Origin of the sequence: Lysinibacillus sp. OF-1, from assembly GCF_028356935.1 — a bacterium.
Lineage (GTDB): Bacteria > Bacillota > Bacilli > Bacillales_A > Planococcaceae > Lysinibacillus > Lysinibacillus fusiformis_D.
Map to the genome: position 1 here is coordinate 183,948 of NZ_CP102798.1, position 23,220 is coordinate 207,167.

Genomic DNA, 23,220 nt, shown 5'->3' on the forward strand with positions numbered 1-23,220 from the left:
CTACTTTTTGTGACTTTACTCTGAAGTTATGCATAAATATTCGAATAATATAGCTAAAAACGGAAGAAGTGAGAAAAAGGGATATGTGGATAAAAGGTATTGGTGGTAAATTAATTATTGCAATTATTGCTCTTGTTTTTGTAACTTGCGGCACACTTGGACTATCTACTTGGATCAATAGTACGAATGCAATGAATGAGCAAGTGGAATCCAATTTAGTATCTAGAGCAGAGGATGTTTCACAATACATAGAAGAACACTTCCAACTAACACTGGTAGAGGTAGAAGCAATCGCAGAGCAAGAGGCAGTTCGTAGTATGGACTTTGAAAAACAAAAACAATATTTGTCAAAACGCCTTGCTAATAATAAGAACTACTTAGGTTTTGGCATTATAAAAGCTGATGGGGTAGCCCATTATCTAGATGATACAACTGCTGAATTAGGCGATCGTGATTATGTAAAAGAAGGTTTTACTGGCAAGTCTGTCATGTCTGAAATAACGATTAGCCGTGTAACTGGCGAGCCGGTTATTTTAATTGTTTCACCAATTACTACAGCTACAGGTGAAAAAGCACTATTATTGGCTCGTATTGATGGTTATTATTTATCTAATATTGTCGAGGACATTAAGGTTGGAGACAGTGGCTATGCATTTATGCTGGATGCTCAAGGAACGATTATTGGACATAATAATCATTCCTATGTGAGGGAGCAAAATAATCCAATCGAAGAAGCGGAAGAAACAGGTGTTATGACGGGCAGGGCATTAGCTGCAAAAGAAATGATTACCAATGAAAGTGGCTATTTTTCGTTCGAAACAGAGGATGCTGGTACGAACTTAATGGGCTACCATACCCTTGATAATGGTTGGAAAATGGGGGTTATTGCATTAGAAAATGAGATGTTCTCAGGACTTTCTAAGCTTAAGACGAACTTTATTGTCACGACCATCATTGTTTCGATACTAGGACTATTCATCTCATTTGCTATTTCACGTTCGGTCAGTAGACCACTTCGTCATGTGCTTCGTATTAGTGAAGGCTTATCAGAAGGTGACTTTACACAGGAGATCCCTGAGAAGTATTTAAAGCGTATTGATGAGATGGGGACAATGGCGCGTGCATTAGATCGCATGATTGATAATATGCGAGAAATGGTAGCGAAAGTGAGTCAGGAAGCAACTGCAGTGAATGAAGCCTCGTGTGATTTAATGGGAGATGTCACTGCTGTGACAAAGCATTCTAAGCAAATAGCTAGTGCAATCAGTGAAGTAGACAGGGGGGCACAGAGTCAAACCGTGATGGCAGAAGAAAGTGCCTCTGCAATGGAACAAATGGCTATGGGTATACAAAATGTTGCCGAAGTAGCCTCAGCTATTGCCTGCAATACAGATTTTATTTCCCAGAAAATTAGTGAGAGCAATGAAGCTGTCCAGCAATCTATGCGCCGTATGAATGAAATTCAGGAGGGGACAACAGCTGAGCTAACAATTATTCACAAGCTAGAAAGAGAGTCAGAGGAAATTAGTTTAATTTCTAAAATGATTACAGATATTTCTGATCAAACAAATTTATTAGCATTGAATGCCTCCATCGAAGCAGCTCGTGCAGGAGAGGCAGGTAAAGGATTTGCTGTTGTAGCGGATGAAGTTCGCAAGCTTTCGGAGCAGACAGCAGAGTCAGCTACCAAAATTAATGTATTAATTGAAAGCGTTCAATCCTACACATTAGAGGTAGTAAAGGCGGCAGAATCGGGCGAAGTTCATGTTGAACGCGGATTAGCTTCTATTGAGGCAGTTGGTGAACGTTTTGAGGAAATGGTTCGAGCGGTAGGTGAGATAGCAGGTCAAATTGAAGAAATGAACGCTTCAGCTGAACAAATGTCTGCAAATACAGAGGAAGTTTCAGCATCTATGGAAGAAATGGCAGCAACCGCACATGCAGCAAGTGATTATGTGCATGAGGTAACAGATGCAACAACAGAACAGTTGAATACAGTAGAAACGATGAACGGTCAAACTGAAAAACTATCAGAAATGGCGAAACGGTTATATGGAGCCATTCAAAAATTTAAGTATTAAAAAGGAGGAGCTGTCTCATAATGACGGCTCCTTTTTCATAGTAGAATTAAGCTTTTTCCATAGCTAGCAGTAGTTCTTCTTTGGAAATCATACAATCGCCACCGCCTTGGACCATTTGGTCACTTCCGCCGCCCTTACCATTAATAAGAGGTAATGCCTTCGCGGCAATATCTTTCATGCTTTTGGTAACATTTTTACCTTTTGCTGCAACAAATTGTAGTTTGCCTTCATTTTCAGAAACTAGTAAGGTCATAGCATCTGACTGGTCAGAGACAATCAGACGAGCGATTTTTTGTAGCTCCTGCATTGTTCGTTGATGAAAAGCAGCCGTTACTACACCTTCACTATTAGCCACCAGTGCCTTTGCTTCGTAAGTTAGTAACTCCTCTTTCGCAGTAGCAAGTGCTTTCTCCGTAGTTTTTTGGACAGATAGAACTTTTGTAAGTGCTGTAGCAGCCTCAATCTCTGGAACACTTAATTGTCGAGCAACATCTGCTAATACTTTTTTCCGCATGGCAAGCTCGGCTAAAACACGTTGTCCACAGACAAAAGAAACGCGCACATTGCCTTTCATTTTTTCAGTGCTTAGTATTTTAATAGCACTGACCTGCCCTGTGGATGTTGGATGAGTGCCACCACAGCCGTTATAATCAAAATCAGGGATAATGACCAGTCGAATGTCCCCCGTCACAGCAACTTCTTTCCGAAGATTATAGTTAACAAGCTCATTTTCTGTAATCCATGTTGTTTGAATTGGACGATTTTCTAAAATGATGTCATTGGCTCTTGCTTCCGCCGCTGCAAGCTGCTGTTCAGTCAGCGTATCTATAGCAATATCAATTGTGACCTGCTCACTACCTAGGTGAAAGCTTACAGTCTGTGCATTAAAAAGCTCTATAAATGCCGCTGTTAAAATATGTTGTCCAGCATGCTGCTGCATATGATCGAATCGTCTTGACCAATTGATTTTGCCACGTACTACACCGTCTAAAGTTGATGGATCTCCTTGAATATAGTGACGAATTTCATCATCCACTTTTTCAACATCTATGACATCTACATTATTCAAAGTGCCTGTATCGTGAGGCTGTCCGCCACCAGTTGGATAGAATGCGGTATTGGATAGGACAACATAATGACGACCAGCTTCATCCATTCCTTTGCTTACAAAATTAGCATTAAACTCGTGTAACATAACGTCTTGATAATATAATAGCTCTTTCATGAAAAAGCCTCCTTTTTATGTAGGGATTCTTAATTCTAAAACAATTCCATTTTATTCTGGCATAATTACTTACACGTGTATACGGCTTTTCTAGTTGACCCATGCTGAAATTGATTTAATATAAAAAGGAACAGCTAAAGAAAAAGGAGCTAGAACAATGGAAATTACACAATTCACAATGGAAGAAATTTTAGACCCTACAAATATTATTGAGGGTAAGCGCTATGAATTTATTTTGGATGTAGAAATTGATGAAGAGGACGAATTATATCACGAAGCTGGCATTGAAATTCGTGTCCTCATCGGTGAAAAGGGCGAATCGCCATTTATTTTAAATTACTTCATTCTGGAAAAGGCTGAAGGTGAATACTTAGATTTTGCTTTAGAGGATGATGAACTAGAGGAAATTCTGACATTCTGTAAAGAAGAAATTGCTAAATTATAATAAATGGGAGCAGGTAGAGAGTATATTCTTTACCTGTTTTTTATTTTGTTGTAGTAGCTGCCACAGGACATGATTTCTTTAGATTAACTACTCCTCGTACGTATCAGCCATATTTGATTGAATTAAGGATTATGTAAGCTTACTGAAATAAATATGTTGTATTGGAGAACTAAACTTAGTTTTAGTGTTCATAAAAACGGGCATTTTAAAGAGAGAGGTGCTTATATGTCAACTTACACAGATTCCATTTTAATAGCGTTTTTTATAACGATTATTTTATCATTTGTACTTTTTATTCCATGGCTTATTTATACGTATCGTAAATATGGATATTTATCTATGTCCAAAACCATTATTATGTTCTCATTTATTTTTTATTTTTTATCCGCACTATGTTTAGTATTACTGCCATTTCCATCTACAAGAGATACATGCTCACTCCAATCCGCAGACACTGTTCATACTAATTTGCGACTTTTTCAATTTGTTGAGGATATTTTAAAGGACAGCGGGGTTGTAGTAACAAATCCCTCTACATGGCTTGCTATAACGAAACAGCAGGCATTTTTCCAAGCATTCTTTAATTTCTTGCTACTGATGCCGTTTGGCGTTTACTTGCGATATTTTCTTAAAGAAAGAAGGTACTGGAAACGTGCATTTTTAATTAGCTTTTTGCTAACATTGTTTTATGAGGTCACACAAAGAACAGGTATTTACGGCATCTTTAATTGTGCCTACCGCATCTTTGATGTGGATGATTTATTACTGAACAGTGTAGGCGCGTTACTAGGATTCTTTTTAGCACCAATCATATGGGCACTATTTCCTTCGCATGAAGAGGTTGAGGCAAAAGCTGCTGAAATGGAAAAAATGGATATTGTTAAGCCCATCTCTATTTTGCTGGCACTCGTCATTGATTTATGTATCGCACAAATGATATGGATTATGGTTGGCGGTCTGACAGGGTATAGTGGTACATTCGAGTTCTTGGTGAACATGGTCTTGTACATGATCCTCTTTGGCGTGATCCCAAGTATGATGAATGGTGCAACGCTAGGTATGAAGATTATGCGTTTTACAATGGCCAACAAGAATGGCAAAAGTATTGTAAAGCAATCGTGGCGTCGCTGTATCGCTATTGTCGCTACGGCTAGTCTATTCGAAGCCATTTCAACGTTTGGTAGTATTCAATTAAATATGGATTCATCATTTTATGTTCTGCAAATTGTCATTTCTCTACTAGCCGCAACAGCAGGTTTTGCACTTACAATGATTATAGCCATCCATATAATACGTGTCATCGTAAGTGGAGGAAAACGACGTTTGTATATCGATCAATATGCAGATTTAATGGCAACAAGGAAAAAATAAGGGGGCTTGTAGAATGAAATACGTCATCATTGGGGGAGATGCTGCAGGTATGTCTGCAGCAATGGAAATCTATCGTAATGTGCCAGGGGCAGAAATAACTACTTTAGAACGTGGTTTTATTTATTCATATGGGCAATGTGGATTGCCTTATGTTGTAGATGGACGTATTTCATCAACCAAACGTTTAATTGCACGAGATGTCGAGACTTTTAGAGATAAGTATGGCATTGATGCAAGAGTTGGCTATGAGGTAGAAAATGTAGATATAGAGAAGAAATTTATTACGGGGACACAGGCGAGTGGTGAAGCATTTGAGATTCCCTATGATAAGCTTCTTATTGCTACGGGAGCTAGTCCAGTAGTGCCTGTGCAAGAGGGGATTGAATTAGAAGGTATCCACACGGTAAAAACGATTCCTCAGTTGGAGGATTTACTGGCTGATTTAACGCCAGATATTGAACAGGTAACCATCATAGGTGGTGGCTATATTGGATTAGAAATGGCTGAAACGCTACACGCCTGCGGGAAAAAAGTAAGGCTAGTTCAACGAGGAAGCCATGTAGCACGAATTTTAGATGAAGAGCTTGCCCAACATGTTCATGAGGAAGCAAAAAAGAACGATGTGGAACTCTTATTAAATACAAGTGTGGAAGCATTTGAAGGGAGTAAACGGGTCGAGCGTGTCGTCACAGATAACAGTGTTTTAGAAACAGATTTAGTGATTGTCGCTTCAGGCATTCAACCAAATACGCAGTTTTTAAAGAATACTGGAATAGCACTTGCGAAAAATGGAGCAATTATTGTGAATCGCCATTTAGAGACTTCTATTGAAAATGTTTATGCAGCAGGAGATTGTGCAACCCATTTTAATATTGTGAAGGAGCGTTTAGATTACGTACCTTTAGGAACGACTGCTAATAAGCAAGGTCGTTTAGCAGGCCTTAATATGTCAGGCAAGTTTGCACCGTTTAGAGGAATCGTGGGAACTTCTATCTTAAAGTTTTTCAATTTAACCATTGCTACGACAGGCATCAATGAGCGTAAGGCGAAAGAGCTTGGCTTTGACTATGAGGCATTTAAACTATCTGCACGTCATATTGCTGGCTATTATCCAGGTGCACAACGTATGTATATTAAGGTGGTTGTTCGCAAGCGGGACCAGCTGCTATTAGGCGCACAAATCGTAGGTCCAGCAGGAGTTGATAAGCGTATCGATGTATTTGCTACGGCATTGTATAGTAAAATGACATTACCTGATTTACTAGATTTAGATTTAGCCTATGCACCACCGTTCAATGGTGTTTGGGACCCATTACAGCAGGTGGCACGAATGAATGGACGTTTATAATAGGAGGTAGAAAGATGAGCATTTATGATATTAACGTAACTTTAGAAGATGGTACTGTCTATAGCCTCGAACGTTATAAGGGAAAGCCTTTGCTAATTGTCAATACAGCCTCCAAATGTGGGTTTACACCGCAATTTGAAGAATTAGAAGGTCTTTATGAAAAATATCAGGAGGAAGGTCTTGTGGTACTTGGTTTCCCTTCAAATCAATTTAAACAAGAGCTAGCGACTGCTGAAGAAGCTGCATCACAGTGTCGTCTGACATATGGAGTGACTTTCCCGATGCATGAGATAGTTAAGGTAAATGGAAAAGAAGCACATCCTATTTTCGATTATCTAACTTCTCACTCCAAAGGATTTTTAGGCAGTAGCGTGAAGTGGAATTTTACAAAATTCCTTGTAAATCGCAATGGTGAGGTTGTAGGGCGCTACGCCTCAGCAGATAAGCCAAGTAGCTTTGAGGACGATATTCAAAAGGTTTTAGAACAATAGATTAAAATGGTTCATGCACAGTTATTTGTGTATGAATCTTTTTTTATGTCAATCAATTTTAAAAGTTGGGGAATACAAAAGGGAATGGCTTCGATAAAACGTATGAATTAATCGAAAACTAGCGATTGATTTAAGGTTGCTGTAAGCTTGCGACAAATTTGTTGTAAGTTTGAGGTCGTATACTAAAGTCAGAAAGAAGAGGTGAGCGTATATGACGCCATTATTAAAGGTACAAAACGTTGGAAAAACTTACGGCAAAGGCGCAAATACTTTTACAGCGCTATCGAATATATCATTTGAAGTAGAAAAAGGAGAGTTTGTTGGTGTAATGGGTCCTTCTGGAGCCGGGAAATCTACCCTTTTAAATGTATTAGCAACGATTGATACGCCAACGACTGGTGAAATAATTATTGGGAATACTAATTTAGCACGTATGAAAGATGCCGAATTAGCGGATTTTCGTCGCGATAATTTAGGATTTATTTTTCAAGATTATAATTTACTCGATTCTTTGACAGTGCGAGAAAATATTGTTTTACCACTAGCTATTGCGAAGATGCCAACAAAGGCTATCAACGCAAGGGTTGAGCGGATTGCTGCATTATTTGGTATAAGTGACTTGCTTGATAAATATCCTTATCAAATTTCAGGAGGACAAAAGCAGCGTACTGCGTCGTCACGAGCATTAGTGACAGAGCCAAAGCTAATCTTTGCGGATGAGCCTACAGGTGCACTTGATTCAAAATCTGCAACAGATTTACTAGAAAGCTTAAGCGATCTAAACCAATCTCAAGCCGCAACGATTATGATGGTTACCCATGATGCTTTTGCAGCTAGCTTCTGCCAGCGGATACTATTTATTCAAGATGGACAGCTTTCTAAGGAAATTCAACGTGGGACTCTAACAAGGAAGCAATTTTTCCAAGAGATCTTGCAGGTGCTGTCTAGCATCGGGGGTGGAGTAAATGACGTTATTTAGTTTAGCGCGCAAAAATATTCAACGCAATTTGTCGAATTACTTTTTATATATTGCCTCGATGGTATTTAGTATCGTTATTTACTTTACATTTGTGACGCTCAAATATAATGATGATCTTTCGGCCTTAAAACAATCATCACAACAAATAAAGGGATTGATGAGTGCATCGTCAGTAGTGCTATTATTCTTTATTGTCATCTTTATGGCCTATTCCAATTCATTTTTTATGAAGAAGCGGAAAAAGGAAGTAGCCCTCTATTCATTGCTAGGTGTGCGTAAGCAAAAAATTGGCTTAATGCTCTTTTTTGAGAATTTAGTTATAGGACTTGTTTCTCTAATACTTGGTATCATTCTAGGGTTCTTTATGTCACAAGGGCTGTTAATGATCTTAGTACGCTTAATGGGCTATGAAGTGGTTGGTAGTCTGACATTTTCGATGGAGGCATTAATTAATACGACTGGCATATTTACACTACTGTTTTTATTCACATCATTGCAAGGCTATCGTGTTATTTATCAATTTAAGCTAATTGATTTATTTCACGCTGACAAACAGGGTGAGCAAATTCCACGTGCCTCTTTAGTAGCTGCTTTACTCGGTACTGCGCTAATTGCATTTGGATATTATACAGCTGCCTCTGATATGTTTACGAGTGAAATATGGAAATTCTTCACTATGTTAGGTACGCCATTAATGGTCATAGGTGTAACGATTGCAGGAACATATCTTTTATTCCATAGTGTGAGTGTTTTTGTGTTAACAGCATTAAAAAAAGCCACATCATGGTCATGGAAAGGCTTAAATTTAATCGGTGTTTCTCAGTTATTATATCGTATTCGAGCTAATGCTAAATCGCTGTCGATCATTGCAATTTTAAGTGCAACAACGATTACAGCAGGTGGCGGTGTCTTCGGCATGTATTACAATGCAGAAGCAAGTGTGCGTCAGATGCTGCCAAATACATTTATGTGGAAAGGCGAGACGGTAGAATTTTCTCAAGAAGATGTCTTATATAATGAAGCAGTGGCTGTGAAAAATTTACGTGTTGATAATGAATTCTCGTTTTTCGAATATACATTATTGAAGGAATCTGATTATAATCGTTTAGCGAAATTACAAGGTAAGGATGAAGAACTGCACATTGCAGATGGCTCTACAGTTTTACTTGATGCAGCCTATGATGAACGATTTTCACATGATTTTACGGGTGAGGACTTTAAGCTACAAAACGGAGATTCCTTCCATGTAGAGAAAATGTACAAGGAAAGCGTGCTAAACTTTATAGCAGCGGGAACAGTACTCGTTGTGAATGATCAGGAATTTGCGACTACAAATGCCGAAGAGCTCATCATGCAGGTTGTTGGATTGGACAATGATTTGAAACAACAGAACGTTTCACAAGATATTTATAAACAATTACCTACTGAACAACAAGAAACTTTCTCTAGTGTTCCACAAAGCTATGAGGATGGTTTAGCAACAGTTGGTGCACTATTGTTTGTGGGAAGCTTCTTAGGTCTCGTTTTCCTAGCGGCAACAGGCAGTATTATCTATTTCAAAATTTTAACGGAAGCTGAGGAAGATCAGGCGAAATACGCTATATTAAATAAAATTGGTGTGAATAGTAAGCAAATTTTAAAGACAGTTGCAGGACAGGTGGCTGTGATCTTTAGTGCTCCACTTATCGTCGGCATTGTGCATAGTGCTTTTGCGTTACTAGCATTTTCACAGCTATTTGGTATGAATATTACAAAGCCAGTTATGTTGTGGATTGTTGCATATTCAGCTATTTACTTTATTTATTATATCTTTACCGTGCGTTCGTTCTATAAAATAGTGAGACAGGGGAATTAAATATGAAAAAAGTATTTTTCGGAATAGGTGCATTGTTCATCTTATTCGTGGCAGGATTGGTTGTATTGATGACTGTAGACTTTAATCGGTTAAATAAAGACACATACTATGTCCATATTACAGCTGAGGGAGAAGTAGAGGAGTATAAGGTTGATAGCGGTGAAATCTTTAAAATGTACTGGTACGAGCTACCTGCTTACAATAAAAATGGCGAAGAAAAAACATTAAAGTTTTCAGCACACAAAAATTTACGCCAGGATGCTTATTTAAAGCTTTACGTGAAAAAGGAAACGGAAGTCTCTTCATTTGATGAAGTAAAATTCCACGAGTTACCTGCAAAAGTGCAAGATCAAGTGAAATAGCAAAAAGGTGATGTCAATAGCAGAAAAAGAACCTTTAGCAAGGTGAGAGGTTGATTTCCGTTCCGCCAGCGCCCTTTCTAGGGGGCGTCCGATGAGCCGCTCTTCATTCACTTACGCTCGCTCCAGGGTCTCATCTGTGACGCTAAATCCCCTAGGAGTGACGCTGGCTCCACTCCAATCAACCATTCTGCAAAGTGTCTTTACTTTTTTCATAGTAGTATAGCGATCAAATAGCCCATTATCTGTATTCTTAGAGGGGATAAACTCTTATTTTCAATATGGAGAAGTGATGCGTGACAACACCTCTTCATAAAAAGTAGTGAGCACCTTCACTTTATTTGAAAACTTTGCTAAAAAGGTAACACTTTTGTGGGTTGGAGTGGAAGGCTACTTGACTCCCGTGGGATAGCGAGACAGGCGAGCCTCTAAACGGAGCGGTAGCGGAGGAAGCGGCTCGGCGCTCGCCCACAGGAAAGCAAGTAGCCTGCAGCGGAAATCCATTTTCACCTTTCACAAAAATGCTATGGATAGTTTTGTTTTTCAACACTCTGAGGGGTGTCTCAAAAGTTATTTGAGACACCCCTTTTCTGCACGAAAGCGAAGTGCTAGTGCCAAAAGTGTGTTTAAAATTTATCGTATTTCCAAGAATGCTACTAGTTAAATTTTGGGTTTTGATTTATTGCGTATTCCTTTTTAAATAAATGTTAACGCTTGTACCTTTCCCTTCTTCAGAGCTGATACTTACGGTTCCTCCATGGGCCTCGATAATATCTCTAGCAATAGCTGTACCTAAACCAGTGCCAGTTGTTTTTTCCGTATTTGTACCTCGGTAATAGCGTTCAAAAATATGTTCCAGATCCTCTGCTGCGATGCCTCTACCATTATCGGAAATCGTAATAGAATCTTCATCAACTGATACAAGTACGGAAACATCAGGAGTATTATGGAGGATGGCATTGTGTAAAAAGTTCATAATAGCTCTGCGCATAAAGTGCTCGTCAATTTGATGCAGACTGTCCTCGGTGGCTGTCTCAAACTCAAGATTAGCAAGCTCATATTGTGGTGTATTCAATGTATCGATTACAATTTCACGAATAAATGGCACCATATTCACTTTTTTTAATGTGAGAGGAAGCCGTTGATGTCTTAAACGCATCGTTAAATTTAAATCATCTAATAGATCTTGCATATGCAATGATTGTTTTTCTATAATTTTTGCGTACTCAGTTTGCTCACTAAGTGGCAATTTTTCATCATTCAATAGCTCTGCATAGCCACGAATAGAGGCAAGTGGTGTTTTCATATCGTGTGAAACATTACTAATCCATTCCTCACGCATAACTTCTAGTCTCTTTCTCTCTTGTTCATGGGCAGCTAGTTCTAGTGATACTTCATTTAGATTTTCAAAAACAGGCTTGTAAACTCCTCCAGGCGCTTTGTCGGACGAATGCTTATGATCTTTTAAATGGTGAATTCGTTCAATCATCGCATAAAGAGGCTTCGTTAATGTGCGCCCAAAAAGCCAGCCTACCAATGTTGCTACTAACAAGTCCGCAATAACGATGAACAAGCCGAATTTCCCGATAAACTGTAAGATTGATGTGCCAGAAAAATGCATAACATATCTTGTAACACCACTACCTTGAATGCCAATTAAATAACTAAAATCATCCTTATTGCCAATATAAACCGTAGTATTAGAATCAAATTCTTTATATTTATATACCTGAATTAAGTCGATGGGTGTATAGTGCGAGAGTGCTTTTTCTGGTACAAAATGGGCGTCAATAACTTGACCATTTACATCAAGTAATTGAATCCAAGCATTTCGCAGATGCAAATGTTCAAGCCCATCTGCACTTATTGAGGGAACCCCATTTTTAATTTCGATATATTTTTGGAATTCGCGTACAAAGTTTTCTTCTTTAGTTGCAGAAGCACCATCAGAATCAGTAGCTAACCGATAAGTGAGCAGACCTACTAGAATGGCAGTATTGACGAAAATAACGATGATGACAATAGAAAGTACAGAAAGGAGGAAGCGCGCTGTTAATTTCCACTTCATCCTTGTGCCTCTTTTGGTACGACGAATTTATAACCAAGCCCTTTAACAGTGGTGATATACAGAGGTTTTGAGGCATCCTGTTCGATTTTTTCACGCAAACGGCGGATATGCACCATGACGGTATTATCTGAACCGAAAAAGTCCTCTCCCCAGACACGTTCGAACAGCGTTTCTTTACTTAAAATTCGATTAGGATTGTGCATAAAGCACGCCATTAAACCAATTTCCTTTGCCGTTAACTCCAATAAAACGCCATCTTTATGAACTTCAGTTTCATCGGTATTCAGCTGGAATGGTCCATGCTGTAGTGCTTTCTTGGTAAGGCTCGGAGCAGTATCTTGAGTTTGGTAGCCAGCTCTTCGTAATTGGGCCTTTACACGATAGGCAACCTCTTTAGGGCTAAAAGGCTTAGTAATGTAATCGTCTCCACCAATGGCTAGCCCTAAAATTTTATCAATTTCCTCGTTTTTAGCAGACATGAAAAGTACAGGCACATGTGAGACTTCACGGATACGTCTACATAAATCGTAGCCCTCACCATCTGGAAGCATGACATCTAGCAGTACAATATCTGGTTTTGTTAGTTGAAAGCTTGTCCAAGCATCATGAATGGAGCCAGCTGTATAAATTTGTTTGTAGCCCTCTTTTTGTAAGCTTACTTTTAACAGATTAGCTAAATCAGCCTCATCATCCACTACTAATATAGTTGGTTCTTGCACTTATTCACACGACCTTTCGATTTGGAAGAATCCTTTTCTGACAATCATTATAAATGAAATATACATGAAAGAGGAAATGAAGTATTGATTATATGAAAATTTGTATATAGTAGGGAAATGTATTATGAAACTTTTACAGTTTCTAAAGCGTAAAAGGAGTATGACGATTTAGGAGGAATGACGGTGTTCAAAAAAATAGCAGCAGATGCACTTGGACTTTCAGATATTGGAGTAGTTGTGCCACAAGTGGATTATGATAAAACAGATGCAGATGATTTTATCCTACATGAAATTGACGAAAAAATATATTTTTTAATTAAAACGAAGGCAGACGAGTACTGCTTTACGAATCGTGCCATTATTCATGTAGATGGCGAGAGTGCTATGAGTAAAAAGAGATTATTGCGACGCTATGACTATTCTATGTATGCCATTACAGATGTTTTTCTAGAAACAGCAGGAACAATTGACCTTGATGTCGAAATTAAGTTTACAATTGGTAATTCTCCACTATCCATCGACATCCATAAACGCTTTATTGATGATATTAAAGACCTCTATAAAGCACTGCATGCTATTAGCTATGAGCAAAAACACAATGCCTATAAGCTAGAGGTAGCAGAAAAAAGCTTAAACATTGCTTCTTCATCACTTGGACGGATGGGCAATGATAACATCTCTCCATCTACGTCATTCGAGGAAATCACACGCTTTGCGAGTACTTGGATGATCGACCATAAAGAAAAGTACAAAAAAGAAGACTTCTCACATATTTTTGATTTATACATGAACAATTGATAAAAATAGCTCTCTGCAAATGTGGAGAGCGTTTTTAACATATAACACTTACATAAAAATCAGAACCAGGAGCGTGACAAAAAATGACAAACGAATTGCATGTGCTTGAAAAGGAAGGCTTAGAAAATGATGACTTTATACAGCAATCGCAAGCCGCTGAGACATTGTTCGTAAATGAGTTCATTGATGGAATTTTAGATCCCTCAAAGAAGATGTTAGGGCCCGTTAAAGACGGTGGAACGATCATTGCCAATACAGCACCTGGATGCTGGGGACCAATGCTTACACCTACTATTCGTGGAGGACACGAAGTAACGAAGCCTGTTTTTGTAGAAGGCGCTGAGGTGGGCGACGCCATCGCCATTAAAATTAAATCTATTCAGGTCACATCTCTGGCAACCTCGTCAGGTTACGATGAGGCGATTATAGATCGATTCATTGGCGACCCGTTCGTTTCTGTCAAATGCCCAGGTTGTGGCAAGTTACATCCAAGCACAATTGTCAAAGGGATAGGTCCACAAGCGATTCGCTGTTCAACCTGTGATACAGAAACGGCACCATTTAAAATGATAAACGGCTATACAATGGCCCTTGATCAAAAAGGCCAAATGGGTGTCACTGTTGGAAGAGAGGGTGCTCGCCGTATCGCAGTTGATGCTAAAAATTACATGAGAACACCTGAAAATTCTGTACAAAATCCAGTTGTTGCATTAGCACCAAGCGACCTAGTAGGTGTAATGGCGAGAATGCGACCTTTTTTAGGACAGCTTGGCACAACCCCTTCAAAAGCAATGCCGGATTCTCATAATGCTGGTGATTTTGGTTCGTTCTTAATTGGAGCACCGCATGAATATGCCTTTACACAAGATGAATTGGATTTACATCGTACCGATGGTCATATGGATATAAGTAGAGTACGCGAAGGGGCAACGATTATTTGTCCTGTAAAGGTTCCAGGTGGCGGTGTCTATATTGGGGATATGCATGCTATGCAGGGAGATGGGGAGATTGCAGGGCATACAACAGATGTAGCTGGTATTGTACAGCTACAAGTTAGTGTCTTGAAAAAAGTAGCATTGGAAGGCCCAGTGTTATTACCAAACGAAGAAGATTTACCTTATACAGCAAAGCCCTTTACGAAGGAAGAAAAGCGCCGTGCACGAGAGCTAGCAGAGGAGTTCGGTGTGAAACAGGTAGAGGAAGCATTCCCTGTATCTATGATTGGTTCTGGAAAAACGCTAAATGAGGCTACGGATAATGCAGTCCAGAGAGCTGCAAAGTTATTTGAGATGAGTGAGCCAGAAGTATTAAATAGAGCGACGATAACAGGTTCCATTGAAATTGGACGTCATCCAGGAGTTGTCACAGCAACCTTCCAAGTACCTAAAACGATATTGAAAAAGGTACGAATTTATAAGACAGTGAAAAAGCAATATGATTAATAGATGAATTCATTCTAAAGCAAACTGTTAAAGGTTTGCTTTTTTGTATGGGTTATGGGGTGGCAAAGTAAGAATTTGTCTGAAATATGAAGTTTAGATTGAATTCTAATGTTGTGTTGATATAATAGGTAAAGTTTAAAAATGATTAGCCTAACCGAATTTAAATAGAACGTAGCATAGAAAAGTTGGTGTCGAATGACAGAGTTTTTTGGTGTGGAAAATAAAATAGAGAAAAAGAATAGTATAAAACCTTTTATATTAAAAATGAGAGGAGGGGGACATGCCCCCTCTCGAACAAATTTTGCTGATGCCATCACGGGAGCAATAGGCGGCTTAATATGTATTTTTGTTTTGCTATGGCTAACAAATTTTACAGAGGCACCTTGGCTAATGGCTTCACTTGGTGGTAGCTGTGTACTTGTATTTGTCGTCTGGAATGCACCGTTATCTCAGCCTCGAAATATTATTGGCGGCCATTTCATTTCCGCCTTTATTGGTTTGGCTATGTATGCACTATTAGGCTCGAGTATGCTGTCTATTAGTTTAGGCGTAGGGCTAACAATATTTTTTATGGCCTTCCTGGGCATTATCCATCCGCCGGCAGGTGCCAATCCTATAATTATTATTTTAGGAGGCTATGGTTGGAGTTATTTAGTAACACCTGTGTTAATTGGAGCTGTCATTATTGTATTTTTCGGATTGTTGATAAATAATTTACGTGAAAAAAGAAAATATCCACTATTTTGGTGATGGAGATTTCCATCTATGAAGTGTATTCACTTGATAGGTGGTTCTTTTTTGTTTGAGAACATTTTAGCTAGGCATATCACTAATTTTTTAGCATATTTTACTTAAGATTTGTTATATTGAAGAAAGAGTGTTAAAAACATGTATTTGAATGATAGGGGAAGATCTTTGTTGGTCGAATTTGATGGGAGGCTCCAATTTTATGCTGTTGGACTGTGATGAGCAATTATTCATGGCTTATAAACAAAAAAGTGAAAAGGGTGCTGAAAATTTACTAGCAACATGGCTGGAGGCAGAGTCAAATCTGCAGGAAGATCCAAAAATACTTGGTACTTCGCTTTCACCAAAGCTATTTTTAGTAAATGAAGAAACGGCTAAGAATATTGCCTTTTCCACAGCTCGTAAATATTGGGGTCGTGTATCAACAGAAATGCAAATGTATTTTGACAAATATGGCTTAGATGCAAAATTTGTGAATGAACGGCTCAATGCTTTTTTTTATACACAAAAAGGAAAAGAAACTTTTTTTGAGCAACTCTTTGCGCAACACACAATAGACTTAGAACGACTAATTTGGCTAGTTTTTGGGAAACGAATGCAAATAGTAATGCCAGTTAATGAACTACAAACAATTATTTTATATAAATTTCAAGATGAATATTTAGTGCATATGATGTATAAAGAGCATGCATCTTTTTGGCATTGGCTTTTTACAAAAAAGGTTTATTCACTACTTATCCACAGACCCTTAGAGCAATTCACATTTCTTTATGAAATAATGGGACATTTTGAGCAATCTATGAAAGAAAATTGTGAACATGTGGATAACTTTGTGAATAACTATAAAACGATACTGGATAAGTGTATAACTCATGTGGATAAACACAATGCTAGCTGTTTGGCAAAAAAACAGTTACGTCTTTATCAAATTGTTGTACACTACCGATTGGCTGAGGGAGATAATAACTGTGTGAAGACACTTATTACGTCCTTTGAGGCGGATTGGCGCTATTCAATGTATGCATTAACGGAGAAGGAAAAAGTGTTAATAGCCTATCTACTATTTCATATAGCACATCAGGAGAAGGATAATGAATTAGTTATTCAATATGGGGAATATTTATTAGAGGATGAGCGACTTAATAATTATGCAATCGAGATAATGCTTGAATATAAAGAGTTACTACCAAATCGTAAGCCGACTCCTCCTGCAATTATTAAAAACTATGAACTAAATTTTTTAGAGAATTTGTATGCTATATTGCTGGATCATTACGTAAGAATGGGACGTTATCAAGAGGGGTTAGTCCTTTTAAAAGAGCATGTACTAGCATCCAATAAAAAAATACATGCAGCATTAGTGGAGGGGAGTTGTAGCAATGAACAATTGATTGCAATTGAGGCATATGTTCAGCAGGATATTGCATTACACGTTAATAATTCATTACAGCATATTGGGTTATCTGTGGAAGAATGGCGTCAACATTATCGCCAATCAGAGGCTCCTTATTATTTTGTAGCTCAAAGTGCCTCTCTCCATCTATTAAATATTTTAAAGATTTTATTTGTAACAGAGCACTATGAGCTTTTTGAGAAATTAATGGAAATCTACAAAAAGTATTTATTGATTGACGATCATTTTGAAAAGCTACGAGTATTTATAAGTGCATATGTATAAAAGTAGGGCTGTCCAAAAAGTTGATCTTCGGCAACTTTCTGGTACAGCCCTGTTCCATATGCAAATAATGTTAGAATGAGTTTTAGAAGTTTTCTTTCTGTGCCTTCGCTGTCTCAAAAGAAGCTTTTATTTCACTTAAAAGATCACTATCTTTTAATAAGCGATAGCCAGCTGAAGCAAGTGCTTTTGCTCCTTTTATTAAAGCTGCATCACCTTCAGGGGATTTAGCAGCTTCTCTAAATTCATTTGTATGCCCAATTAGATCGTCTGGGCCAATTTTTATATATGGATGTGCTGTTGGAACCTCGTAGCTAATATTCCCAGCATCTGTTGAACCTTTGCCTTGTCCTCGAATTGTCCAAACCTTTTCTCCTAAAGCCTCTAACTCCTCTTGTAAAATATTATCTAGTACAGGATTTAGCACAAAATCCTTTACTTCATTTTGGAATCGTTCAATTTTTACCGTTGCCCCGGTTGCTAGTGCAGCACCTTCAGCAATTGCACGTACCTTTACTGATACCTCCTCTGTTTTTTTCCATGAATCCGCACGAATGAAGAATCTTGCTGCTGCATATTCAGGAATAATGTTTGGTGCATCCCCACCATGTGTAATAATTCCATGAATTCGAACATCTGTAGGAAGCTGCTGGCGTAGAGCATTAATCCCAACAAAAAGCTGGATCACTGCATCTAATGCATTAATTCCTTCCTCAGGAGCCCCTGATGCATGTGCGGCTTTCCCGTAAAAATGAAAATCAAGTGGATCAACGGCAAGTGTTTCGCTTGTTAGAGATGTTTTTCCTGCTGGATGAATCATTAAAGCGACATCTACTTCCTTTAAATAGCCATGTGCTACAAAGCTTCCCTTTGCACTGCCGTTTGGACCACCCTCTTCAGCAGGTGTTCCTAAGACGACGACACTTCCACCGGTTTCATCTAATGTTTTAGAAAGAGCAATTCCGGCTGCGACACTCGTTGTTCCGATAATATTATGACCACAGGCATGCCCTAAACCTGGAAGAGCGTCATATTCAGCAAGAAAGGCAATTGTTGAACCAGGTTTTCCACTGTCTTTCACTGCATAAAAGGAGGTTTCATGTCCAGCAACGGCTGTGTCTACTTTAAATCCTGCATTCGTCAAGATTTCTACATGCTTTTGACTTGCGAAAAACTCCTGATTCCCTATTTCTGGATTGGCATGGATTGCCTGGCTAGTTTCAATATACAATGCTTGATTTGTTTCAATGGATTCCTGGATTAGTTCAATTCCCGATAAAGTTTTGCTCATATTTATCTCCCCCTATAGTCCTTTGCTTTGTTTTATTAACTCATCTTTTGATAAATCAACAACAATAGATCCTCCATTTGTTTCTGCCTCGACTGCCTTCATTACGTCTTCCTCATGATACAGCTCGACAATTCTCTGATATGTTTTATTATCTTGATCATCTGCTCGTGCAGCAAAAATGTTCACATAAGGTAAGGCGTTTGGATCGTTGGCATCTTCAAGATAAATGGGGTCCTTTACGGGATCAAACCCAGCTTGTCCAGCAACTCCATTATTAATAACGGATGCAACTACATCTGGTAATACACGTGGTGTTTGTTGAGCTACAATCGGTAAAATGTCTAAATCTTTCGGGTTGTCGACGATTTTACTTGGGTCACCGAAGAGACCAAAATCATCTGCCAATTTAATTAAGCCAGCTGATTCTAATAATCTTAATGCACGAGCCTGGTTGGAAGGGTCATCAGGGATAGCAATTTTGTCACCTTTTTTAATTTCGTTAACATCCTTCACTTTCTCTGAATATATTCCCATTGGAGCAATAACAGTAGCACCAATTGGAACTAAATCGACATTATTTTCTTTAGTAAATTGTGTTAGAAACGCGATATGCTGAAAGGAATTAATATCAATTTCTTTATTTGCTAATGCCTGATTCGGCAATGTATAGTCAGAGAACTCAACAAGCTCAATTTCAATCCCTTCCTTTTTAGCTTTCTCTTTTAAAATCGGCCATACTTCACCATCTGTTCCAGTTACACCAATCTTTACCTTTTCTTCTTTTTTAGCATTATCTGTAGCTGAATCAGACCCACAGGCAGCCAATGCTAATACGGCTGTTAAAACTAATAAAATACTAAACCACTTTTTCATTATTAATCTCCTCTTTCGTTGTTTTATTCAAATGAAAAATGTCCTTCTTACCGTCGCATAATTTTTCTTGATAGCTTATTCCCAATCCACTGCGCAATTTGTACAAGAATAATAAGAATAATAACGGTCACAAGCATGACACTTCCATCAAAGCGTTGATAACCATATGTCATAGCAATATGACCTAAACCGCCTCCGCCAACTGTACCAGCCATTGCAGAGAAATCTATTAAACCGACTGTCACAAACGTTAAGCCTAAAATTAACGGTCCAAGTGCCTCTGGAATTAATACAGTAAAAATAATTTGTAGAGGACTTGCTCCCATTGCCTTTGCGGCTTCAATTACCCCAGGGTCAATGCTAACTAAGTTATTCTCTACTACTCTCGCAATACCAAATGATGAGGCAATCGTCATCGGAAAGATTGCTGCCCACGTACCAATCGTTGTTCCAACAACCATTCTTGTTAATGGGCTAATGGCCACTAGAAAAATAATAAATGGAACTGGGCGAATAATATTAATTAAAAAATTTAACAATTGAAACACGAATTTGTTCTCTAAAATATTTCCTTTTCGTGTCACATATAGTAGTAAACCTATTGTTATACCAAGAATAGAACCGAAGATAAGGGTTATAATAACCATTAAAATCGTTTCACCCGTAGATTCAAAAATACGGGGCCAAAAAGTCGTCCAATCAACCTTCATTGAATTTTACCTCCTCAACAGTTACAATGTCTTGTAATTCAGTAAGAACACTAGGTATTTTATCGCTATGTCCCTCAAATGAGACGAGCAAGTTCCCATAGAACTTCTCCTGAATTTCTCGGACAGAGCCATAGACGATATTAACGTCCACATCAAATTTTCTTGTTACGCGAGAAAGGATAGGATCGCTAGCAATATCACCTTTAAAAATAACACGGTATAAATTTTTGCCGCCTTTTTTTCTCCATTCCTCTAATAGAGATGCAGATGGTCGATCTTGCTGAACCGATTGAATAAACCGTTGAGTCGTTAAATGCTGTGGATTTGTAAAAATATCAAAAACTGAATTAGATTCAATTACTGCTCCATTTTCCATGACTGCTACTCTGTCACATATTTGTTGGATGACATTCATCTCATGTGTGATTAGCAAAATAGTGATTCCTAAATCCTTGTTTACTTTTTTGAGAAGGCGGAGAATTTCCCCAGTTGTATCTGGATCGAGCGCTGAGGTTGCTTCATCACAAATTAATATATCAGGGGAGGTAGCAAGCGCCCTCGCAATGCCAACCCGCTGTTTTTGGCCTCCAGATAATTGCTCAGGGTAATCGTTCGCTTTTTCTGTAAGACCAACAAAACTAAGAAGTTCTGCAACTCTTTCATTAATTTCTTTTTTAGGCACTCCCGCCAGCTTAAGTGGATAGGCTACATTTCCAGCTACCGTTCTTGAGGAGAATAAGTTGAAATTTTGAAAAATCATGCCGATTCTTCTTCTCAGCTTTCTTACCTCTTTTGGTGTGAGCGAATTAATATCAACACCTTGTACTTGAACAGTGCCATGGGTTGGACTTTCTAATAGATTCACAAGTCGCAATAATGTGCTCTTTCCTGCACCACTAAATCCAATAATTCCAAAAATCTCTCCCTGCTGAATTGAAAGAGATACATCTTTCACTGCATTCACTTCACGATCACCAAATTTAAAGGTTTTCGCTACATTCTGAAATTCAATCATTTACTTGCTCAACTCCCTATTTAAAAATAAAGAACAAAAAGGACCTTCCTTTTGTTCTTATCGATTAAGAAAAAAGGAAGGTCCCCACTATTGAAGAAACTACTTCCTTCTCATCTTTCAAATGTAAGTACATTTGCAGGAATTGGCACGGTATTATGTTAATAACCCGCTGCCGAGACTTCATTGGGCCTGTCCCTCAGTCTCTCTGGATAAGAAGAAATTATCGTATTTAATTGTCTGTTAAGATTTAAACAATACTATAATGCTTGATGAATTATATGTCAACATTTCTTTTAAAAAGTTTTATTAGAAAAATAAATCCATTTACTGTTATAACAGCAGGAGTACATTGGTAGCCGCGTTTTTTCTAGTGAAATAATTTATGCTTATGTTACTGAGGATGTCAATGAGCAGGCAGCCATAAAAAGGTTCAATTTGAAAATTGCCTACTTCCAAATTGAACCTTTCCGTTATTCTAAAACGCCCTTTTCTCGTAAACTAGCAATTTGTTCATCATTATAGCCAAGTGCAGTTAATACTTCTTCATTATGCTCTCCAAGCTTGGCACCGACATACTTGTACTCAGGCTCAGTGCCATCAAATTTAAAGGCAGAAGCAATTTGCTGTTGCATGGTGCCATCGCTTTTTGGAATATCGACGATCATGCCGCGAGCCTTCAACTGTGGATGCTCACATGCTTCTGGAAAAGTGAGTACAGGCTCTACACAACCTTCAAAATCCTCGTTAAATACCTCAAGCCATTCCTCATATGTCTTTGATAGAAAGGCATCATGAACAGCCTCTTTAAAGCGTATTTGCGTATAGTAAGAATCATTAAAGGTATTATCAATCAACTCAGGAATGTCGAGTGCTTCACAGAGCAGTTTACGAAATTGAGGTTCTAAGCTACCGACAGAGAAGAAGCGTCCATCTTTTGTTTTGTAAAAATCATAGTAACTGCCTCCGTTTAAAATTTCTTGCTCTGGCTGTGGTACACGACCACCCCCAATAAACGCAGCACCATACATAGCATTCAGCGAAAAGACAGCATCTGTCATACTAATATCTATGAATTGTCCTTCGCCTGTTTTTTCACGATGAAGGGCAGCAGCCAGTACCCCAATTGCGGCATGCATTGTCCCTCCAGCTATATCAGCTAGTTGAACCCCCATGGAGACAGGCTTTTTATCCTTATGGCGTGAATAATCGAGTAAGCCTGCTAAAGATAAATAGTTATTATCGTGTCCAGGTCGATTGCTATAAGGTCCAGTTTGTCCGTAACCAGTAATCGCACAATAGATAACCTTTGGATTTATTTCCTTTAGAGCTTCATAGCCAATGCCAAGGCGTTGCATGACACCAGGCCGAAAACCTTCGATAATAACGTCATACTCTTGCACCAGTGATTTTACAATGTCTATAGCCTCTGGTGATTTAAGATTTAATGTAATTGATTTTTTAGATCGATTTAAATGTTGATGAATGTAAGCCTCATGATCTTCATCATAGGGAGGCATAATTCGTGTTAAATCAACGCGCTTTGAAGATTCAACATGGATGACATCTGCTCCTAAATCAGCAAAAATCATTGTCGCCATTGGCCCTGGTAGTAATGCAGAAAAATCGAGAATTTTTAACCCTTGTAAAATGCCCAAATCTTCCAACCCCTTTTTGTGTAGGCTACACGACCATCCCATTGATGGAAGCGTAGCGCTTTTCTCATAATCC

At 38.4% G+C, this 23,220-nt stretch carries 20 protein-coding genes and 1 riboswitch; of the genes, 12 read left to right on the forward strand and 8 right to left on the reverse strand.

Features of this window, described 5'->3' with window-relative positions; all coding sequences use genetic code 11:
- The first annotated feature begins 83 nt into the window (after positions 1–83).
- Positions 84–2,081, forward strand: a complete 1,998-nt coding sequence (locus NV349_RS00925) for a methyl-accepting chemotaxis protein (RefSeq protein WP_058843751.1) — start codon at positions 84–86, stop codon at positions 2,079–2,081.
- Positions 2,082–2,127: 46 nt separating this feature from the next.
- On the opposite strand, the gene NV349_RS00930 is transcribed toward NV349_RS00925, so the two are convergent.
- Positions 2,128–3,306, reverse strand: a complete 1,179-nt coding sequence (locus NV349_RS00930; RefSeq protein ID WP_271912073.1) for an alanyl-tRNA editing protein — start codon at positions 3,304–3,306, stop codon at positions 2,128–2,130.
- A gap of 157 nt (positions 3,307–3,463) precedes the next feature.
- Between NV349_RS00930 and NV349_RS00935 the strand changes: the two genes are divergently transcribed.
- The 7 genes from NV349_RS00935 to NV349_RS00965 all read left to right on the forward strand — a co-directional run bounded on the left by NV349_RS00935 (position 3,464) and on the right by NV349_RS00965 (position 10,157).
- Positions 3,464–3,751 carry a DUF6509 family protein gene (locus NV349_RS00935; RefSeq protein ID WP_058843749.1) on the forward strand — a complete coding sequence of 96 codons (288 nt, stop codon included), beginning with the start codon at positions 3,464–3,466 and terminating at the stop codon, positions 3,749–3,751.
- 225 nt (positions 3,752–3,976) lie between these two features.
- On the forward strand, positions 3,977–5,122 hold the full coding sequence (locus NV349_RS00940; RefSeq protein ID WP_101966947.1) for a VanZ family protein: 1,146 nt from the start codon (positions 3,977–3,979) through the stop codon (positions 5,120–5,122).
- A gap of 13 nt (positions 5,123–5,135) precedes the next feature.
- Entirely contained in the window at positions 5,136–6,470 is a 1,335-nt protein-coding gene (locus tag NV349_RS00945) for an FAD-dependent oxidoreductase (RefSeq protein ID WP_271912075.1), read from the forward strand.
- A 14-nt stretch (positions 6,471–6,484) separates the two neighbouring features.
- Positions 6,485–6,961 carry a glutathione peroxidase gene (locus tag NV349_RS00950; RefSeq protein ID WP_101966946.1) on the forward strand — a complete coding sequence of 159 codons (477 nt, stop codon included), beginning with the start codon at positions 6,485–6,487 and terminating at the stop codon, positions 6,959–6,961.
- 211 nt (positions 6,962–7,172) lie between these two features.
- Positions 7,173–7,940: an ABC transporter ATP-binding protein gene (locus NV349_RS00955; RefSeq protein WP_036125791.1), complete on the forward strand. Its 768-nt coding sequence runs from the start codon at positions 7,173–7,175 to the stop codon at positions 7,938–7,940.
- A complete protein-coding gene (locus tag NV349_RS00960; protein ID WP_101966945.1) occupies positions 7,927–9,795 on the forward strand; it encodes an ABC transporter permease in 1,869 nt (622 codons plus the stop codon). Before NV349_RS00955 ends, NV349_RS00960 begins: the two co-directional genes overlap by 14 nt.
- A 2-nt stretch (positions 9,796–9,797) precedes the next feature.
- Entirely contained in the window at positions 9,798–10,157 is a 360-nt protein-coding gene (locus NV349_RS00965) for a YxeA family protein (protein WP_271912076.1), read from the forward strand.
- 676 nt (positions 10,158–10,833) lie between these two features.
- Here NV349_RS00965 and NV349_RS00970 read toward each other — a convergent pair.
- Positions 10,834–12,222, reverse strand: a complete 1,389-nt coding sequence (locus NV349_RS00970; RefSeq protein ID WP_271912077.1) for a sensor histidine kinase — start codon at positions 12,220–12,222, stop codon at positions 10,834–10,836.
- The gene (locus NV349_RS00975) at positions 12,219–12,941 is read right to left on the reverse strand and encodes a response regulator transcription factor (RefSeq protein WP_271912079.1); all 723 of its coding nucleotides are present in this window, start codon (positions 12,939–12,941) and stop codon (positions 12,219–12,221) included. Before NV349_RS00975 ends, NV349_RS00970 begins: the two co-directional genes overlap by 4 nt.
- A gap of 183 nt (positions 12,942–13,124) precedes the next feature.
- On the opposite strand from NV349_RS00975, the gene NV349_RS00980 reads away from it, so the two are divergent.
- The 4 genes from NV349_RS00980 to NV349_RS00995 all read left to right on the forward strand — a co-directional run bounded on the left by NV349_RS00980 (position 13,125) and on the right by NV349_RS00995 (position 17,606).
- Positions 13,125–13,739 carry a PH domain-containing protein gene (locus NV349_RS00980; protein WP_271912080.1) on the forward strand — a complete coding sequence of 205 codons (615 nt, stop codon included), beginning with the start codon at positions 13,125–13,127 and terminating at the stop codon, positions 13,737–13,739.
- Between the two features lie 83 nt (positions 13,740–13,822).
- Positions 13,823–15,181, forward strand: a complete 1,359-nt coding sequence (locus tag NV349_RS00985) for an acetamidase/formamidase family protein (protein ID WP_271912081.1) — start codon at positions 13,823–13,825, stop codon at positions 15,179–15,181.
- Between the two features lie 195 nt (positions 15,182–15,376).
- Positions 15,377–15,931 carry an HPP family protein gene (locus tag NV349_RS00990; protein ID WP_036124979.1) on the forward strand — a complete coding sequence of 185 codons (555 nt, stop codon included), beginning with the start codon at positions 15,377–15,379 and terminating at the stop codon, positions 15,929–15,931.
- A gap of 229 nt (positions 15,932–16,160) precedes the next feature.
- On the forward strand, positions 16,161–17,606 hold the full coding sequence (locus NV349_RS00995) for a hypothetical protein (protein WP_271912082.1): 1,446 nt from the start codon (positions 16,161–16,163) through the stop codon (positions 17,604–17,606).
- Between the two features lie 82 nt (positions 17,607–17,688).
- Here NV349_RS00995 and NV349_RS01000 read toward each other — a convergent pair whose 3' ends face one another.
- The 5 genes from NV349_RS01000 to NV349_RS01020 all read right to left on the reverse strand — a co-directional run bounded on the left by NV349_RS01000 (position 17,689) and on the right by NV349_RS01020 (position 23,147).
- The gene (locus NV349_RS01000) at positions 17,689–18,894 is read right to left on the reverse strand and encodes a M20 family metallopeptidase (protein ID WP_036124984.1); all 1,206 of its coding nucleotides are present in this window, start codon (positions 18,892–18,894) and stop codon (positions 17,689–17,691) included.
- Positions 18,895–18,906: 12 nt separating this feature from the next.
- On the reverse strand, positions 18,907–19,767 hold the full coding sequence (locus tag NV349_RS01005; protein WP_058845259.1) for a MetQ/NlpA family ABC transporter substrate-binding protein: 861 nt from the start codon (positions 19,765–19,767) through the stop codon (positions 18,907–18,909).
- 47 nt (positions 19,768–19,814) lie between these two features.
- Positions 19,815–20,477, reverse strand: coding sequence for a methionine ABC transporter permease (locus NV349_RS01010; protein ID WP_036124987.1), 663 nt, complete (start codon positions 20,475–20,477; stop codon positions 19,815–19,817).
- Positions 20,467–21,492, reverse strand: a complete 1,026-nt coding sequence (locus tag NV349_RS01015; protein WP_058845260.1) for a methionine ABC transporter ATP-binding protein — start codon at positions 21,490–21,492, stop codon at positions 20,467–20,469. The genes NV349_RS01010 and NV349_RS01015 overlap by 11 nt, the downstream gene beginning before the upstream one ends.
- 107 nt (positions 21,493–21,599) lie before the next feature.
- A riboswitch (SAM riboswitch) is annotated at positions 21,600–21,708 on the reverse strand.
- 254 nt (positions 21,709–21,962) lie between these two features.
- On the reverse strand, positions 21,963–23,147 hold the full coding sequence (locus NV349_RS01020; protein WP_101966944.1) for a CaiB/BaiF CoA transferase family protein: 1,185 nt from the start codon (positions 23,145–23,147) through the stop codon (positions 21,963–21,965).
- Positions 23,148–23,220: the final 73 nt, after the last annotated feature.

What these genes read in the sequence shown, in the direction of transcription:
- NV349_RS00925 (WP_058843751.1), top strand. Translation starts at nt 84, where the DNA reads ATGTGGATAAAAGGTATTGGTGGTAAATTAATTATTGCAATTATTGCT.
- NV349_RS00930 (WP_271912073.1), bottom strand. Translation starts at nt 3,306, where the DNA reads ATGAAAGAGCTATTATATTATCAAGACGTTATGTTACACGAGTTTAAT.
- NV349_RS00935 (WP_058843749.1), top strand. Translation starts at nt 3,464, where the DNA reads ATGGAAATTACACAATTCACAATGGAAGAAATTTTAGACCCTACAAAT.
- NV349_RS00940 (WP_101966947.1), top strand. Translation starts at nt 3,977, where the DNA reads ATGTCAACTTACACAGATTCCATTTTAATAGCGTTTTTTATAACGATT.
- NV349_RS00945 (WP_271912075.1), top strand. Translation starts at nt 5,136, where the DNA reads ATGAAATACGTCATCATTGGGGGAGATGCTGCAGGTATGTCTGCAGCA.
- NV349_RS00950 (WP_101966946.1), top strand. Translation starts at nt 6,485, where the DNA reads ATGAGCATTTATGATATTAACGTAACTTTAGAAGATGGTACTGTCTAT.
- NV349_RS00955 (WP_036125791.1), top strand. Translation starts at nt 7,173, where the DNA reads ATGACGCCATTATTAAAGGTACAAAACGTTGGAAAAACTTACGGCAAA.
- NV349_RS00960 (WP_101966945.1), top strand. Translation starts at nt 7,927, where the DNA reads ATGACGTTATTTAGTTTAGCGCGCAAAAATATTCAACGCAATTTGTCG.
- NV349_RS00965 (WP_271912076.1), top strand. Translation starts at nt 9,798, where the DNA reads ATGAAAAAAGTATTTTTCGGAATAGGTGCATTGTTCATCTTATTCGTG.
- NV349_RS00970 (WP_271912077.1), bottom strand. Translation starts at nt 12,222, where the DNA reads ATGAAGTGGAAATTAACAGCGCGCTTCCTCCTTTCTGTACTTTCTATT.
- NV349_RS00985 (WP_271912081.1), top strand. Translation starts at nt 13,823, where the DNA reads ATGACAAACGAATTGCATGTGCTTGAAAAGGAAGGCTTAGAAAATGAT.
- NV349_RS00990 (WP_036124979.1), top strand. Translation starts at nt 15,377, where the DNA reads ATGACAGAGTTTTTTGGTGTGGAAAATAAAATAGAGAAAAAGAATAGT.
- NV349_RS00995 (WP_271912082.1), top strand. Translation starts at nt 16,161, where the DNA reads ATGGCTTATAAACAAAAAAGTGAAAAGGGTGCTGAAAATTTACTAGCA.
- NV349_RS01000 (WP_036124984.1), bottom strand. Translation starts at nt 18,894, where the DNA reads ATGAGCAAAACTTTATCGGGAATTGAACTAATCCAGGAATCCATTGAA.
- NV349_RS01005 (WP_058845259.1), bottom strand. Translation starts at nt 19,767, where the DNA reads ATGAAAAAGTGGTTTAGTATTTTATTAGTTTTAACAGCCGTATTAGCA.
- NV349_RS01010 (WP_036124987.1), bottom strand. Translation starts at nt 20,477, where the DNA reads ATGAAGGTTGATTGGACGACTTTTTGGCCCCGTATTTTTGAATCTACG.
- NV349_RS01015 (WP_058845260.1), bottom strand. Translation starts at nt 21,492, where the DNA reads ATGATTGAATTTCAGAATGTAGCGAAAACCTTTAAATTTGGTGATCGT.